Annotated in this window: 16 protein-coding genes; 8 read left to right on the top strand and 8 right to left on the bottom strand. The window is 56.1% G+C overall.

The window, feature by feature from the left end; genetic code table 11:
- Nucleotides 1-64 precede the first annotated feature (64 nt).
- Nucleotides 65-607 carry a hypothetical protein gene (locus GBC03_13080; protein ID QFS71073.1) on the bottom strand — a complete coding sequence of 181 codons (543 nt, stop codon included), beginning with the start codon at nucleotides 605-607 and terminating at the stop codon, nucleotides 65-67.
- Nucleotides 608-918: 311 nt separating this feature from the next.
- On the opposite strand from GBC03_13080, the gene nudI reads away from it, so the two are divergent.
- The gene (nudI, locus tag GBC03_13075) at nucleotides 919-1344 is read left to right on the top strand and encodes a nucleoside triphosphatase NudI (GenBank protein ID QFS71072.1); all 426 of its coding nucleotides are present in this window, start codon (nucleotides 919-921) and stop codon (nucleotides 1342-1344) included.
- Between the two features lie 48 nt (nucleotides 1345-1392).
- On the opposite strand, the gene GBC03_13070 is transcribed toward nudI, so the two are convergent.
- Nucleotides 1393-2133, bottom strand: coding sequence for a lipopolysaccharide core heptose(II)-phosphate phosphatase (locus tag GBC03_13070; GenBank protein QFS71071.1), 741 nt, complete (start codon nucleotides 2131-2133; stop codon nucleotides 1393-1395).
- A 145-nt stretch (nucleotides 2134-2278) separates the two neighbouring features.
- On the opposite strand from GBC03_13070, the gene arnB reads away from it, so the two are divergent.
- The 7 genes from arnB to GBC03_13035 are packed head-to-tail and all read left to right on the top strand — an operon-like array spanning nucleotide 2279 to nucleotide 9652.
- Nucleotides 2279-3418, top strand: coding sequence for a UDP-4-amino-4-deoxy-L-arabinose aminotransferase (gene arnB, locus GBC03_13065; GenBank protein QFS71070.1), 1140 nt, complete (start codon nucleotides 2279-2281; stop codon nucleotides 3416-3418).
- 2 nt (nucleotides 3419-3420) lie between these two features.
- The gene (gene arnC, locus GBC03_13060) at nucleotides 3421-4404 is read left to right on the top strand and encodes an undecaprenyl-phosphate 4-deoxy-4-formamido-L-arabinose transferase (protein ID QFS71069.1); all 984 of its coding nucleotides are present in this window, start codon (nucleotides 3421-3423) and stop codon (nucleotides 4402-4404) included.
- The gene (gene arnA / locus GBC03_13055) at nucleotides 4401-6383 is read left to right on the top strand and encodes a bifunctional UDP-4-amino-4-deoxy-L-arabinose formyltransferase/UDP-glucuronic acid oxidase ArnA (protein ID QFS71068.1); all 1983 of its coding nucleotides are present in this window, start codon (nucleotides 4401-4403) and stop codon (nucleotides 6381-6383) included. The genes arnC and arnA overlap by 4 nt, the downstream gene beginning before the upstream one ends.
- Nucleotides 6380-7282, top strand: coding sequence for a 4-deoxy-4-formamido-L-arabinose-phosphoundecaprenol deformylase (locus GBC03_13050; protein QFS71067.1), 903 nt, complete (start codon nucleotides 6380-6382; stop codon nucleotides 7280-7282). Before arnA ends, GBC03_13050 begins: the two co-directional genes overlap by 4 nt.
- Nucleotides 7279-8934, top strand: coding sequence for a lipid IV(A) 4-amino-4-deoxy-L-arabinosyltransferase (gene arnT, locus GBC03_13045; protein QFS71066.1), 1656 nt, complete (start codon nucleotides 7279-7281; stop codon nucleotides 8932-8934). Before GBC03_13050 ends, arnT begins: the two co-directional genes overlap by 4 nt.
- Nucleotides 8931-9266 carry a 4-amino-4-deoxy-L-arabinose-phosphoundecaprenol flippase subunit ArnE gene (gene arnE / locus GBC03_13040; protein ID QFS71065.1) on the top strand — a complete coding sequence of 112 codons (336 nt, stop codon included), beginning with the start codon at nucleotides 8931-8933 and terminating at the stop codon, nucleotides 9264-9266. The genes arnT and arnE overlap by 4 nt, the downstream gene beginning before the upstream one ends.
- Entirely contained in the window at nucleotides 9266-9652 is a 387-nt protein-coding gene (locus GBC03_13035; protein QFS73990.1) for a 4-amino-4-deoxy-L-arabinose-phospho-UDP flippase, read from the top strand. Before arnE ends, GBC03_13035 begins: the two co-directional genes overlap by 1 nt.
- 3 nt (nucleotides 9653-9655) lie before the next feature.
- Here the strand turns inward: GBC03_13035 and pmrD are convergent, their stop codons facing one another.
- The 6 genes from pmrD to menD form a co-directional block, all read right to left on the bottom strand.
- Nucleotides 9656-9919 carry a signal transduction protein PmrD gene (gene pmrD, locus GBC03_13030; GenBank protein QFS71064.1) on the bottom strand — a complete coding sequence of 88 codons (264 nt, stop codon included), beginning with the start codon at nucleotides 9917-9919 and terminating at the stop codon, nucleotides 9656-9658.
- Between the two features lie 98 nt (nucleotides 9920-10017).
- Nucleotides 10018-11388 (bottom strand): o-succinylbenzoate--CoA ligase, encoded by a 1371-nt coding sequence (gene menE / locus GBC03_13025; protein ID QFS71063.1) that lies wholly within the window; start codon nucleotides 11386-11388, stop codon nucleotides 10018-10020.
- The gene (gene menC, locus GBC03_13020; protein QFS71062.1) at nucleotides 11385-12347 is read right to left on the bottom strand and encodes an o-succinylbenzoate synthase; all 963 of its coding nucleotides are present in this window, start codon (nucleotides 12345-12347) and stop codon (nucleotides 11385-11387) included. Before menC ends, menE begins: the two co-directional genes overlap by 4 nt.
- A complete protein-coding gene (menB, locus tag GBC03_13015; protein ID QFS71061.1) occupies nucleotides 12347-13204 on the bottom strand; it encodes a 1,4-dihydroxy-2-naphthoyl-CoA synthase in 858 nt (285 codons plus the stop codon). The genes menC and menB overlap by 1 nt, the downstream gene beginning before the upstream one ends.
- Nucleotides 13205-13218: 14 nt before the next feature.
- Complete coding sequence (gene menH, locus GBC03_13010; GenBank protein ID QFS71060.1) at nucleotides 13219-13977, bottom strand: 2-succinyl-6-hydroxy-2,4-cyclohexadiene-1-carboxylate synthase; 759 nt, start codon at nucleotides 13975-13977, stop codon at nucleotides 13219-13221.
- Nucleotides 13974-15644: a 2-succinyl-5-enolpyruvyl-6-hydroxy-3-cyclohexene-1-carboxylic-acid synthase gene (menD, locus tag GBC03_13005; protein ID QFS71059.1), complete on the bottom strand. Its 1671-nt coding sequence runs from the start codon at nucleotides 15642-15644 to the stop codon at nucleotides 13974-13976. Before menD ends, menH begins: the two co-directional genes overlap by 4 nt.
- Nucleotides 15645-15702 lie beyond the last annotated feature (58 nt).

Below are 15702 nucleotides of genomic sequence, written 5' to 3'. Positions count from 1 at the left end.
GGCGTGGCAGAGAAATATCCTGAAGGGAATAAAAGTGGCGCGACAGGAGATCGCGCCACCGGGGTCAGAAGCTGGCGTTGACCCCAACGTATGGGCCGTCCGCAATGGCATTATCGCGATTGCCATCTTTACCCGCCAGATTCAGGTAGCGATAACCCGCTTCAATGCTAAGCGGACGCATGATCTTCAAGCGCGCGCCGGCATTTGCCTCTTCATAGCTCTGGATACCGCTGGATAACGAATCCGGAGAGTAGTAGTACTCACCGAACAGGCGGACGCTGTCGCCTATCGGCCACTGTAATCCACCGCCAACGGCGGCCGCATAGCCTTCATCACTGTCGTTCGGGCTGGTATAGACCCCTTTGCCGCCCACGGTCGCCAGCATCGGGCCGAGTGGAATATTCATACCCAATCCCAGCCCCGCAGCGTCGCCGTCGTCATCGCTATGCATCCAGTTACCGCTCAAGGCCAGTCCGGTAGACTCCGTGCCAAACCCGACGCCAATGTTGGTATATTCTTTACCCGCCTGACCGCTGATGCTCATGGCACTCGCAGAAGCAGAAACGAACAGCATTCCAGCTATTCCAAATAATACGCTTTTCTTCATTTTTACCCTTTCCAGCAAGCAAATACATAAAGTTTCCCAAAGCTGCGGGATTGTACTGCCAACGCCAAAGGAATCAATGAGCTAAAAAAGCGATCGCTCAACGTTTTGTAACCAAATAATACCGGTACGCAGGAAGAAGAGAGCCGTTAATTCCTTTTATCGACCCGGAGAGAGTCCGGGAACCATTTCTTATTTATCGCTTTCCCTTACAGTACATTTCTCATGTGAATGGAAAATAAACATGTTATCTGATGTTGCCAGGGGATAAACTTTTCCCTGCTAACTCTACCTCTGCTTCAAGGAACATTACCGTGCGTCAAAGGACTATTGTTTGCCCCTTAATACAGAATGCAGGAAGTTATCTCCTGTGCCAGATGGCTAACGATCGGGGAGTTTTCCCGGGTCAATGGGCGCTGTCTGGCGGTGGCGTTGAGCCAGGAGAACGTATTGAAGAGGCCCTGCGCCGTGAGATTCGCGAAGAACTGGGCAGTGCGCTGGTTCTGACTGACATCAAACCCTGGACCTTCAGTGACGATATCCGTACGAAAACCTACCCCGATGGCAGTCAGGAAGAGATCTATATGATTTACCTGATTTTTGACTGCACCGCCGCCAATCGCGAAGTGCATATCAATGAAGAATTTCAGGCGTTTGCCTGGGTCAAGCCGGAAGATTTACCTCAATACGATCTGAACGTTGCGACAGTGAAAACCTTAACACTGAAAGGGTTATTATAATCTCTGATGACAGCTGTTGCGGCTGTCATCTTTTATTCATAATGTTGGTTAAGGTGAGACCAGTTTACCGTCAAGATACAGTTTTCCCTTATCGACATGCATCACCAGACCGTCCAGATAATCCGGTGTCAATTTTACGCCACGCATATTTTTTGCCAGATAGGTCAGGCAATGATTATGAGTAAAAATAACCACGTCTTTATTTTCCGACTTATTTGCTAAACGCTCAATGGCCTGCCCGGTTCCCCGGCCACAGGCATGCATGCCTTTATCCACCGTCAATTTTTTATCCGCAGCAAACCAGGTTGCTGACTGAACAGTGCGCACCGTATCGCTGGCATACAGATCGTAGTCTTTAATCTCTTTGCTAAACGAGGCGCCCAGCGCGCGAGCCTGCATCGCCCCATGCTCAGTGATGCCGGTTTTATCCGACAGACAGGTATTGTCTGACCGGTCACAGCGCTCAGCATGGCGAAACAGCACCACTACCGGATGCTGTTTTGCCAGTACCGCCAGGGTACGGGAATCGATTCTCGGTAGACCGTTGCTGCTCCAGGCGAAATGGCTGCCCAGCCCCACCATGATCGCCAGTGCCGATAGCAGAACAACGGTATATTTTTTGTATTTAACAAAATATTGGGATACTACAAACACATTAAACTCCACTTGATACCGGCAAACAGAAATATAACCTTGCAGCGTACTGCTTAATGAAAGGCACGATCGTTTATGTGGGGAAAATGCCCGAAAGCCACGGCCATTGCAAATGCAACGTGGGTAAAAAAGCATATATTTCCATAACGTTAAGTTCTTAAGGTTAATTTAATATTCATATACTACTATTTAGGTCTGACTGGATAATCCTCATTTAGCCTCCTGTTTATGACGCAATAAATAAAAGGCTCGCAGTATCCAAATGGCTGAAGGAAATATAATGTCTGATTTTCTGCCTTTCTCTCGCCCGGCGGTAGGTACGGAAGAACTTGCCGCTATCAAAGCGGTTCTCGATTCTGGATGGATTACCACTGGCCCGAAAAATCAGCAACTGGAAGAGGCTTTCTGCCAGTTGACGGGAAACCAACACGCCATTGCCGTGAGTTCTGCCACGGCAGGTATGCATATCGCCCTCATGGCGCTGGGAATCGGTGCCGGTGATGAAGTCATCACCCCGTCAATGACCTGGGTTTCCACACTGAACATGATTGTGCTGCTGGGGGCAACCCCGGTCATGGTGGATGTCGACCGCGACACGCTGATGGTCACCGCTGAACACATTGAAGCTGCCATCACCCCGCGCACGAAAGCCATCATTCCCGTCCATTACGCCGGCGCACCGGCCGATCTGGATGCTATTTACGCCCTCGCGGAACGCCACGGTATTGCGGTTATCGAAGATGCCGCCCACGCGGTCGGCACTTATTATCAGGGTCGCCACGTCGGCGCTCGGGGCACCGCGATTTTCTCCTTTCACGCCATCAAGAATGTCACTTGTGCAGAAGGGGGACTCATCGTCACCGACGATGAGTCACTCGCCAGGCAGCTACGCAACCTGAAGTTTCACGGACTCGGCGTTGATGCCTTCGATCGCCAGACCTGGGGTCGTGCGCCCCAGGCGGAGGTCCTGACGCCAGGCTATAAATACAATCTGACCGACATTAACGCGGCGATGGCCCTGGTTCAGTTAGAGAAGCTTGAGACGCTCAACCATCGTCGGGCAGTCATCGCCCTGGAGTACCAACACGCGCTGGCCGATCTCCCGTTTCAGCCGCTGAGTCTGCCGCCGTGGCCCCACGTGCATGCCTGGCATCTGTTTATTATTCGTACCGACGAAGATCGGTGCGGCATCAGTCGCGACGCGCTGATGGAGGCACTTAAAGCCCAGGGGATCGGTACAGGTTTGCATTTCCGCGCGGCACACACGCAGAAATATTACCGCGAACGCTTTAACACCCTGTCGCTCCCCAATACCGAATGGAACAGTGCGCGTATCTGCTCGCTACCGCTGTTTCCCGATATGACCCCGGCGGATACCGCTCGCGTCATTACCGCGCTTCGCCAGATTGCAGGAAAATAGCCATGTTTGAAGCCCTCCCGATAACGAAAGTATCGGTGGTGATCCCTGTCTACAACGAACAGGAAAGCCTGCCGGAACTGCTCAGGCGAACCACCGCAGCCTGCGAGAGTCTGGGAAAAGATTATGAGATCCTGTTGATTGATGACGGCAGCAGCGACAACTCCGCACAGTTGTTGATTGACGCGTCAGAAGCCGAAGGCAGCCACGTTGTTTCGATTTTGCTGAACCGCAACTACGGGCAGCATTCCGCCATCATGGCAGGATTCAGTCACGTCACCGGCGACCTGATTATTACGCTTGATGCCGATCTGCAAAACCCACCGGAAGAGATCCCTCGCCTGGTGGCAAAAGCCGACGAAGGGTATGACGTGGTCGGCACCGTGCGCCAGAATCGTCAGGACAGTCTGTTTCGCAAGACAGCCTCGAAGATGATCAACCATCTGATTCAGAGAACCACGGGCAAAGCGATGGGCGACTACGGCTGCATGCTTCGCGCTTATCGCCGTCACATTATTGATGCCATGCTGCATTGCCATGAACGCAGCACGTTTATCCCGATTCTGGCGAATATCTTTGCCCGACGCGCCACGGAGATCCCCGTTCATCACGCTGAACGTGAATTTGGCGACTCCAAATACAGCTTTATGCGGCTGATTAACCTGATGTACGACCTGGTGACCTGCCTGACGACAACGCCTCTGCGCATGCTGAGCCTGCTCGGCAGCGTCATTGCCGTCACCGGATTTACCCTGTCGATACTCCTCGTCATCCTCCGCCTGACGCTGGGCCCCCAATGGGCGGCAGAAGGGGTTTTCATGCTGTTTGCCGTTCTGTTTACCTTTATTGGCGCGCAGTTCATCGGCATGGGTTTACTCGGCGAATATATCGGTCGGATTTACAACGATGTACGCGCCCGTCCCCGCTATTTCGTCCAGCAAGTTATTCGTCCGGAAAGTCTGCACTCTACTAAGGAAAACCAACAATGAAAGCCGTTGTCTTCGCGTATCACGATATGGGGTGTTTGGGCGTTCAGGCCGTGCTCGACGCCGGCTATGAAATTGCCGCCATTTTTACGCATGCGGATAATCCGGGAGAAAACGCGTTTTTTGGCTCCGTTTCTCGCCTGGCAGCTGACGCGGGGATCCCGGTCTATGCTCCCGATGACGTCAATCACCCAATCTGGGCCGAGCGTATCGGCCAACTCGCTCCCGACGTTATTTTCTCTTTCTACTATCGCCATCTGCTCAGCGATGCGATTCTGGCGCTGGCACCGGCTGGCGCATTTAACCTGCACGGTTCGCTACTGCCGAAATATCGCGGTCGCGCTCCGCTGAACTGGGTGCTGGTGAATGGCGAAAGCGAAACCGGCGTGACGTTGCACCGCATGGTGAAACGCGCCGATGCGGGTGCCATTGTCGCGCAACAGCGCGTCGCCATCTCGCCTGACGACACGGCCCTTACGCTACATCATAAGCTTTGCCAGACCGCACGGCGGGTGCTGGAACAAGCATTACCGGCCATCGAACGAAAAGAGATACACGACGTCCAGCAAAACGAGAGTGAAGCGACCTACTTTGGTCGCCGCACGCCAGAAGACAGCTTCCTGACCTGGAACAGACCGGCAACGACGCTGCACAACATGGTGCGGGCGGTCGCGGCCCCCTGGCCGGGCGCGTTCAGCTATTCCGGTACGCAGAAATTCACTATCTGGTCATCCCGCGTCCACGCTCAGAACCAGACCGCGCAACCGGGTACCGTGATTTCCGTCTCCCCTCTGCTGATCGCCTGTTCCGAAGGTGCGCTGGAAGTGGTGACTGGACAGGCTGGCAACGGCATCACGGTGCAAGGCGCACAGTTAGCACAGATTCTCGGCCTGGTTGCGGGTTCTCGTTTAAACACCCCATCGCTGGCCGCCAGCAAGCGCCGCACCCGCGTGCTGATCCTCGGCGTGAATGGCTTCATCGGCAACCATCTTACCGAACGTCTGTTACGCGAAGACCACTATGAAATCTATGGTCTGGACATCGGCAGCGACGCAATCAGTCGTTTCCTCAGTCATCCGCGTTTTCATTTTGTGGAAGGTGACATCAGCATTCATTCTGAATGGATCGAATATCACGTTAAGAAATGTGATGTCGTGTTGCCGCTGGTGGCCATTGCCACCCCTATTGAATATACCCGCAACCCGCTGCGCGTCTTTGAACTGGATTTTGAAGAGAACCTGAAAATCATTCGCTATTGCGTGAAATACCGTAAGCGCATCATTTTCCCATCGACTTCCGAAGTTTACGGAATGTGTACCGACAAAGTGTTCGATGAGGATAGCTCGAATCTCATTGTCGGGCCGGTCAATAAACCCCGCTGGATTTACTCGGTGTCCAAACAGCTTCTCGATCGCGTCATTTGGGCATACGGCGAAAAAGAAGGACTGCGCTTTACCCTCTTCCGCCCGTTCAACTGGATGGGGCCGCGTCTGGACAGCCTGAATTCCGCGCGAATCGGCAGCTCGCGCGCCATTACACAGCTGATCCTCAATCTGGTAGAAGGCTCGCCGATCAAGCTGATCGAAGGGGGGAAACAGAAGCGCTGCTTTACGGATATTCGCGACGGTATCGAAGCGCTATACCGGATCATTGAAAACGCGGGTGGCCGCTGTGACGGTGAAATCATCAACATCGGTAACCCGGAAAACGAAGCCAGCATCAAGGAACTGGCGGAAATGCTGCTGGAGAGTTTCGACAAACATCCACTGCGCAATCACTTCCCGCCGTTTGCCGGGTTACGGGTCGTCGAGAGCAGCAGCTACTATGGCAAAGGCTATCAGGATGTTGAGCACCGTAAGCCCAACATCCGTAATGCAAAACGTTGCCTGGACTGGGAACCGACCATCGACATGCGCGAAACGGTCGACGAGACGCTGGATTTCTTCTTGCGCAGCGTGGATCTCACGGAACATTCATCATGACAAAAGTAGGCTTGCGAATTGATGTCGATACCTTCCGTGGCACCCGCGAAGGTGTGCCACGCCTGTTAGCGTCATTGAGCCGATACCACATTCGGGCAAGTTTTTTCTTTAGCGTCGGACCAGACAACATGGGGCGCCATCTCTGGCGCCTGATCAAACCGCAGTTTCTGTGGAAGATGCTGCGCTCAAACGCGGCTTCTCTTTACGGCTGGGATATTCTGCTGGCCGGTACCGCCTGGCCGGGGAAAGAAATCGGCCGCGCAAACGCAGAGATTATCCGGGAAGCGGCGCGCCTGCATGAAACCGGGCTACACGCCTGGGATCACCATGCCTGGCAGGCCCGTAGCCCTCAGTGGAGCAAACAGCAGTTGATCGCCGATATTTTGCACGGGATAACCGCCCTGGAGGCGATCACCGGCCAGCCGGTGACCTGTTCAGCCGTCGCAGGCTGGCGCGCTGACCAGCGTGTGGTTCTCGCCAAAGAGGCATTCCCTCTGCGTTACAACAGCGATTGCCGCGGCAGGACGCCGTTCCGTCCGCTTCTCGAGGATGGTTCGTTCGCCACACCGCAAATTCCGGTCACGCTGCCCACGTGGGACGAAGCGGTGGGTCGCGAGGTTCAGGCGGAAGATTTCAACGACTGGATCCTCTCCCGGATGCAGCAGGATCCCGGTCCCCCCGTGTATACCATCCATGCCGAAGTCGAAGGCGGCGCCTGGCATAGCCAGTTTGAGGATCTGCTCCAGCGTGCGGCAGATGCGGGCATCACCTTCTGCCCGCTTGGCGATCTGCTGCCTGCCGATCGCAATACCTTGCCGTCGGGAGAGATTATTCGCGGTAAAATCGCGGGAAGAGAAGGATGGTTAGGCTGTCAGCAAGCGATGAGCGTCACACGATGAAGAACACCCGTTATTATCAGATACTGATCGCACTTATCGCGTTCTGGTACATCATTCCCATCGACCTGCGCCTGCTGTGGCAGCCTGATGAAACGCGCTATGCCGAGATCAGTCGCGAAATGCTGGCATCCGGCGACTGGCTTGTCCCCCATTTTTTGGGAGTGCGTTACTTTGAAAAACCGATTGCCGGATACTGGATCAACAGCATCGGGCAATGGCTGTTTGGAGCGAACAACTTCGGCGTTCGCGCTGGCGCGATTTTTGCGACGCTGGTAACCGCCGCACTGGTGGGATGGCTCGCCATGCGCTTATGGCGGGATACGCGTACCGCGCTGTTGTCGGCCATTATCTTTTTGTCGTTGTTCATTGTTTACGGGATTGGCACCTATGCGGTACTCGATCCGCTGATCGCGCTCTGGCTGATGGCGGGAATGTGCTGCTTCTGGCTGGCGATGCAGTCCACCACCTGGCAAGGGAAAAGCATGGGATTCCTGCTGCTGGGCGTGACCTGCGGGATGGGCGTCATGACCAAGGGCTTTCTGGCGCTTGCCGTACCGGTGCTCAGCGTGTTGCCGTGGGTCGCCGCGCAGAAACGCTGGAAAGACCTGTTTCTTTACGGCGGATTGGCGGTCATCAGCTGTGTCGCCGTCATCCTGCCGTGGGGACTGGCTATCACCCAACGTGAACCCGATTTCTGGCACTACTTTTTCTGGGTTGAACATATCCAGCGTTTCGCGATGGACGACGCCCAGCACAAAGCGCCATTCTGGTACTATCTGCCGGTGCTGATCGCCGGAAGTCTGCCGTGGCTTGCGCTGCTTCCGGGAGCATTAAAAACCGGCTGGCAGGAGCGCGATGAATCGCGCGGTGCCCTCTATCTGCTCGGTTGGATAGTGATGCCGCTGGTGTTCTTCAGCATCGCCAAAGGTAAATTGCCCACCTATATCCTGTCATGTTTCGCCCCGCTCGCGATACTGATGGCGAGATATGGGCTGAACGCCGCGGAAAAGGGCTATGCCGCGCTGCGCATCAACGGCTGGATCAATATCCTGTTTGGTATTATCGGGATTATTGCCACGCTGGTCGTCTCGCCGTGGGGGCCGCTGAAATCGCCGGTCTGGGTGCACATCGAGGTATACAAGGTCTTCTGCTCGCTGGGTATTTTTTTCCTGTGGACCTTTTTCGGCTGGTATACGCTGAGTAACACGGAGAAAAGCTGGGTTTACGCCGCGTTGTGTCCACTGGCGTTGGCATTATTGTTTGGTTTTTCCGTTCCCGATCGGGTGATGGAATCCAAACAGCCGCAGTTTTTTGTCGAAATGACCCGAGAAAACCTCGCGCCGAGCCGCTACATTCTTACCGATAGCGTGGGGGTCGCCGCTGGTCTGGCCTGGAGTCTGAAGCGGGATGACATCTTAATGTATGGGCAAACAGGCGAACTGAAATATGGCCTTAACTATCCCGATGCCAAAGGCCGGTTCATTCGCTATGCCGATTTTGCGGACTGGCTCAGCCAACACCGTCAGGAGGGGATTATTACGCTCGTGCTCACTATCGCGAAAGATGAAGACATCAACCGCCTTGCCATTCCGCCTGCCGATACAATCGATAATCAGGGGCGTCTGGTGCTGATTCAGTATCGTCCCAAATGATCTGGCTGGTTTTAGTGATGGCCAGCCTGCTCAGCGTTGCGGGGCAGTTATGCCAGAAGCAGGCGACGTTCCGCGTGCCAACACGCGCGCGAAGACGTCATATTACCCTGTGGCTGGGGCTGGCGCTCGCCTGCCTCGGCCTGGCAATGGTCTTGTGGTTGCTGGTATTGCAGAGCATTCCTGTGGGTATTGCTTACCCCATGCTCAGCCTGAATTTTGTCTGGGTCACACTGCTGGCATGGAAAATCTGGCGCGAACCGGTGACACTTCGTCACTGGCTGGGCATCGCCTTGATTATCAGCGGTATTTTTATTCTGGGGAGCGCGGCGTGATGGGATTACTGTGGGGACTGTGCAGCGTTGTCATCACGTCCGTCGCGCAACTGGGTCTGGGCTATGCGATGGCACAACTGCCGCCGATGACGCAGTGGCAGACGTTTATCCCGGCGCTGTTCTCCGGTCATACCGGTACCTTCGCGCTATTCGCCGGCCTGGTGGGCTATTTGCTGTCGGTTTTCTGCTGGCATAACGCGCTGCATCACCTCGCGCTGAGCAAGGCTTACGCGCTGCTCAGCCTGAGTTATGTGCTGGTGTGGGTGGCGTCGATGACCTTACCCGGCTGGCAAGGCGCATTTTCCCTGAAAGCGTTGCTGGGCGTACTGTGCATCATGGCCGGACTGATGTTCATTTTTCTGCCCGCGCAGCGGAGAACTCGCTGATACTCATTTTTTTACCAGTAGCCTCTTCAGGCGCTCCCACTCGTCGCAGGTATAGCTTCTGGCATCCAGAATCTTCACCGTCCGCCCGTTATCACGGTTGACGGAATACAGGGCATCCTTCTGCGGGGAAAGGATATCACCGGCATTCACCACAATGTCGGACTGAACTTCGGCGATCATTTTCAGTGAACCGCCGGCATCACTCAACACTAATGCATGCTTCCCTGACGTTTTGTCATAGCATGACTTCTTCACCTGCCATTCCATTGCTTACCTTTACTTATCGGGAACGTTTACATTACGTTACACAGTAGCAGATAAACAAAGTGGCAATGGGCATCAATTGGTAAAATTGCGAGGTGAAATTAATGTTTTCTTAATATTTCATTCACCCAATCAACAATTGCCCGTCGGGAAATCTTGATTCCCCCATTTTTCAATTCTGCAGGTAGAGAAAGCCAGTGGACCGGCTGCTGGAAGCGTGCCAGCTTGTCCTTCACCCATTCACTAAGAGCGGTCTGTGAAACATCAGCGTCATATTCAACCACCGCCACCGGACGATGACCAAACTCGGCGTCCGCGATCGGGACGATAAACGCCTGCAGCACATGGGGATGTGTCACAATTACCCGTTCCACCTCTTCGGGCTGAATCCCCTCTCCGCCGCTAAAAAAGAGATTATCCAGACGCCCGGCGATGGTCAGTTTGCCATCATTCAGCACGCCGCGATCGCGTGTGGCAAACCAGCCTTCATCGTTGACCAGCGGAACCAGTTTACCGTTTCGCCAGTAGCCTTCCGCCATACTGGCCGCCCGCAGCCAGACTTCGTCATTCACGATTCTGACTTCTCGTCCTGGTAAGGGCATACCCACATCAGCCAGACCGTCCGCCTCTTTCGCACACACCGTCGAGGCAAATTCCGTCAGGCCGTAACCACACCAGCAGCGAATGCCCTGTGCGCGCGCCTGTTCGGTTAACGCGACCGGAATCACTGCGCCGCCCAGCAAAACCGCTTTCAGCGCCACCGGCGTCTGGTTCACCAGCAGTCGCCAGAGTTGCGTCGGCACCAGCGAAGCATGCGTACAGCCGACCAGCATCTGTTCCAGCGGCTGTTTTTCCCGCACGGTTATCCGCGCCCCGGCGGATAACCAGCGCCACAGAATTCCCTGTCCAGAGACATGAAACAATGGCAGAGAGAGCAGCCAGTCATCCTCTTTTGCCAGCGTCATCAGCGACAGCACGCCTTCAGCACTGGCAAGATGCGCCTGGCAGGTATGGACCGCCGCTTTCGGTAGACCCGTCGAGCCGGAGGTCAGCGTCATGGAACACAGACGCTGCGGTTGCCAGTCGACGGCATGCTGACCGTCAGCGTCCTGACAGTCCAGCGAGATCAGAAAGGGAAACGAATTTTCTCCCTCCAGATCCAGCGCAAACTGCAACGTGAGATCGGGTAACAGGGTTGCCAGCAGCGGGTGAGGAAGTTGTGGATTGACCGGCAAAATCCTTGCTCCGCACTGCAACAGCGCCAGCCACGCCAGCAGGGTCTGCGGATGATTCCAGGCGCGCAGCATAACGCCGCTGCCTTCGGTGACGCCCTGTGCGGCAAAACCGCTCGCCAGGGCATCAGTCCGGTTACAGAGTGCGCGCCAGCTTAGCACCTCATCATTCAGGCGTAAGGCTGGCACGTCTCCCTGAACCTGCCGCCAGTAACGCCACGGCCAGTCAGGAAAGGTCATCGCAGGCGTTCCAGCGCGTCGTCGTTAATCAGCGGCAAGGCGCTGCCCGGCCAGCGACGAATCTGCTGTGCCTGCATCAGACTCAGCGTATCCAGTCCCGGAATGGTATCTGGCGTGAGCCACGCGGCAATGCGCGCCAGTTGCGTCAGGCCCAGGCTCGACTCAATAGACGAACTGATCACCGCCGTCAGCCCCAGCGCATGCGCCGCCTGCACCTGTTCGCGTACTTTCTCCAGCGAACCGGTCAGCGTCGGTTTGATAACCACCGCACGGACGCCCTCTTCTGCCTCAAAGGCAAAATCCGCTTCACGCAGGCTCTCGTCCCAGGCGATGGCAATACCGGTTTCCCGGGCAAAGACTCGCGAGTCATCGCGTGTTCTGCACGGTTCTTCGAGGAAAGCGATGCGGTTGCGGTAGTCCGGGTTCACGTACTTCGCGAACTGCTGGGCCTTCAGCGGCGTCCAGGCACGGTTAGCATCCAGCCGCAACTGCAGCTCCGGTATCGCCTCCAGCAGCAAATTGACCACCATGCCGTCGCGAACCGCTTCGTACAGTCCGACCTTCACCTTCGCCACTTTTTCGCCGGGCATGTCGGCAAGCTGGAGCACCAGATCGTCAGGATCCCCGGTACACAGCGGCGCTGCCCGGTAATCCGCTGCCTCTGGCAAGACGCCTTCCAGTTCCGCCAGCGCACAGCTGACGCCAAAGGCCACAGAAGGCATTGTCGGCAATGCGTCTTCTCCTTGCTGCCAGCCGTCAACCCAGGCCAGCAGCGCAACCTGCGCCTCTTCCCAGGTTTCCTGACTGAAGCCCGGCAGTGGAGAGATCTCTCCCCATCCCTGACGCTCGCCGTCGTGCAGACGGACATACAGCCCGTCACGCGTTTTTAACCGCCTGTCGCGCAGAACCACCCCCGCGTCCATGGGGATCTGCCAGCGGTATACCTGCGCGCTACGCATTACGGATTCCGTTTGAATTTGCTGAAATCAGGCTGACGTTTCTGGTTGAAGGCGTTACGGCCTTCCTGACCTTCTTCCGTCATATAGAACAGCATGGTCGCGTTACCCGCCAGTTCCTGCAGGCCGGCCTGACCATCACAGTCAGCGTTCAGCGCGGCTTTCAGGCAACGCAGCGCCATCGGGCTGTTTTGCAGCATTTCACGACACCAGCGCACGGTCTCTTTTTCCAGATCCGCCAGCGGAACCACGGTGTTGACCAGCCCCATATCCAGCGCCTGTTTAGCGTCGTACTGACGGCATAGGAACCAGATTTCACGCGCTTTCTTCTGCCCAACGATCCGCGCCATGTAAGATGCGCCCCAGCCGCCGTCGAAAGAACCGACTTTCGGGCCGGTCTGGCCGAAGATGGCATTTTCCGCCGCGATCGTCAGGTCGCACATCATATGCAGCACATGACCGCCGCCAATGGAGTAACCCGCCACCATCGCCACAACCGGCTTCGGACAGGTACGGATCTGGCGCTGGAAGTCCAGCACGTTCAGATGATGCACGCCGGAGTCATCCTGATAGCCGCCGTAGTCGCCGCGAACCTTCTGGTCGCCGCCGGCACAGAAGGCTTTATCGCCTGCGCCAGTCAGAATAATCACACCCACGTTATCGTCGTAACGGGCATCCGCCAGCGCCTGAATCATCTCTTTGACGGTCAGAGGACGGAATGCGTTGCGCACCTGTGGACGATTAATGGTGATTTTTGCGATACCGTCGGTCGATTTCTCATAGCGAATGTCGGTGTAGCCTTCGGAGCAATCTTGCCATTCTACCGGCGCATAAAGCATTGTTTCATCAGGATAGATCATAGTGTGTCCTTTAGTCAGAGACGCAGAATCTGAGCCAGACAGTCCACCACGCCCGCGGGATTTTCCCGATGCGCGTTGTGTCCGGCGTTACGAATCACATGGCGGGTCGCCGCTAACTCCGTCGCGAGAGCGCAGAATTTGCTGTCACGTTCACCACATAAATAATAAAACGGAAATGCGCGCGCGTTGAGCGCCTCGCGTAAATCAGGCTGGACCGCCAGCGAAGTGGCCTCCAGCATTGCCGCCAGCGTTTCGCCGTTATTCTGGCTACGCAGAACAACCAGCGCTTCTCGTTGCTGCGCGTTCAGCGAGGCAAACACCGGCTGCTGATACCAGTCAGTAAACACGTCAGCCAGCGCGTCATGGCGAAAACGTTCCGCCCAGCGATGATCGGAACGTCGGCGCGCGTCGCGTTCAGCCTCGCTTTGCAGTCCCGGATGACCGCCTTCAACCACCAGGCCGCAAAGCCCCGGCATCTCCTGACAGGCCGCCATCATCGCCACTCTGCCGCCGAGCGAATATCCCACCAGCCAGTAGTTTAGTATGTTGTAACTAATAAGGGTATTACGCAGCAAAGCAATGACATCGGTAAATCCGCTGACGCGAATATCTGTCGATCCGCCGTGACCGGGTAAATCAACATACAGCCGGGAAAAATTCGTAAGCTGCTCGCCAACCGGCTGCCACTCCTGACCGTCACCCGAAAAGCCGTGCAGAAAAACCAGCCAGGGTGAACCTGGCTGTGCGTCTTTTGCCTGCGCGTGCAGGATCATAGACGGCTTACCTGCGCCAGCAATTGTTGCAGAGTTTGTGCGCCGTCGGTGTCGTTGACCACCAGTTCAATCACCGTGGTTGCCGGGGTACGCCATGCACCCGCCAGCGCCGCCTCCAGTTCATCCCAGCTTTCCGGGCGATGGTACTTGAGGTTAAACATTGCGGCCGCGTGTTCAAAATGGACATTCTGCGGCATCAGATAGAAGCGCTCACGTTCGCTCTGCGGCGTGGGCAGTAGCGAGAAAATCTGCCCGCCGTTATTGTTCACCACAATCAAGACGAACGGCGCGGAAACCTGGCGCAGCAAGGCTAACGCATTGAGGTCATACAACGCCGATAAATCACCCACGACAGCCAGCGTCGATTTCGCGCTGGCGCGCTGCACACCGGCGGCCGTCGATAACAGGCCATCAATGCCGCTGGCTCCACGATTACTGTAAACCGGGTAACCGGCCGGGAGTTTTGACAGCGCATCAATCAAGCGCACCACCAGGCTGTTGCCGACGAAAAGCTGCCCCTGTTCAGGCAGATAGTCACGAATACGATGCGCCAGTTGTGCCTCGCCAAAGGTATCCCGACGCGCCACCACGGCCTGCCAGGCCTGCTCCGCCAGACGCGGTATGTCTACACACCACGGCTGACGTTTTTCCGCTGGATGCAGTTCCAGCCAGTCGCCGATTTTTGCGACCAGACGACGACCACGATGGTGAGCAGGATCCAGCCGTCCTTCGATATTATCGACAATCCAGTACTCTTCAGGCGCACAGCTTGCCTGCCATTGCAGTAAGCGCTTTCCGGTCAGGCTGCTCCCCAGTTGCACCACAATTTGCGCCTGTTGGAGTTCCGTCACCGCCTTCGCATTACCGAGCCAGAGATCGGCGCACGGAAGCGGCTGTCCGGTTTGCGACAGCACATCGCCAATCAGCGGCCAGCCTAACGTCTGCGCCCACAGCGCAACTTTTTTGCCCTCTTCCGCGCTCATTCGCCCGGCGACGACGACGCCGCGTTTTTGGCGCCAGAAGAACCAGTCGCGCTGTTTGTCACTCTCCAGCCGACGCGCTTCGCGCAGCCAGGGCTTGTCATCCTGCCACCAGTCACCGAGGCGCTGTTGCCAGGCCAGACCGGTCTCATCCATCTCGCCATACAGCGGCTCGGCAAATGGACAGTTGATGTGAACCGCGCCAGCATGTAGCGAGGTCAACGCATTGTCGATGGTCGACACCAGCCAACGGGCCGGAATGTCCTGCGTCGGACGCGGGAGGGAAAGCGTTTGTGACGGATGCGAGGCAAACATGCCCGCCTGGCGAATCGCCTGGTTCGCGCCGCAGTCAATCAGTTCAGGGGGACGATCGGCCGTCAGGAGAATCAATTTTTCACCGGTCAGCCCCGCTTCAATCAGTGCCGGATAAAGGTTAGCCACCGCCGTGCCGGAGGTCACTATCACAGCAACGGGCTGTTTGCTCACCTTCGCCAGTCCCAGCGCCAGATGACCAAGACCACGCTCATCAAAATGGGTGTAGTGAATAAAGGTCGAATTTTCCGCCGCTGCCAGGGTGAGCGGCGTGGAACGTGAGCCAGGGGCAATGCAAACATGCCTGACACCGTGGCGAGTTAATGCTTCCAGAATGACCGCCGCCCAGCGTCGGTTAAATGCGCTTACTGACATGAGATTGTCCGGTATCAATATTGCGACTCAGTATAAAGAACGGAAAAAAGGGATTATT

This window comes from Citrobacter telavivensis (assembly GCA_009363175.1).
Classification (GTDB): domain Bacteria; phylum Pseudomonadota; class Gammaproteobacteria; order Enterobacterales; family Enterobacteriaceae; genus Citrobacter_A; species Citrobacter_A telavivensis.
Note: the sequence above shows the minus strand (reverse complement) of the source record. Positions and strands in the feature narration are given on the sequence as shown.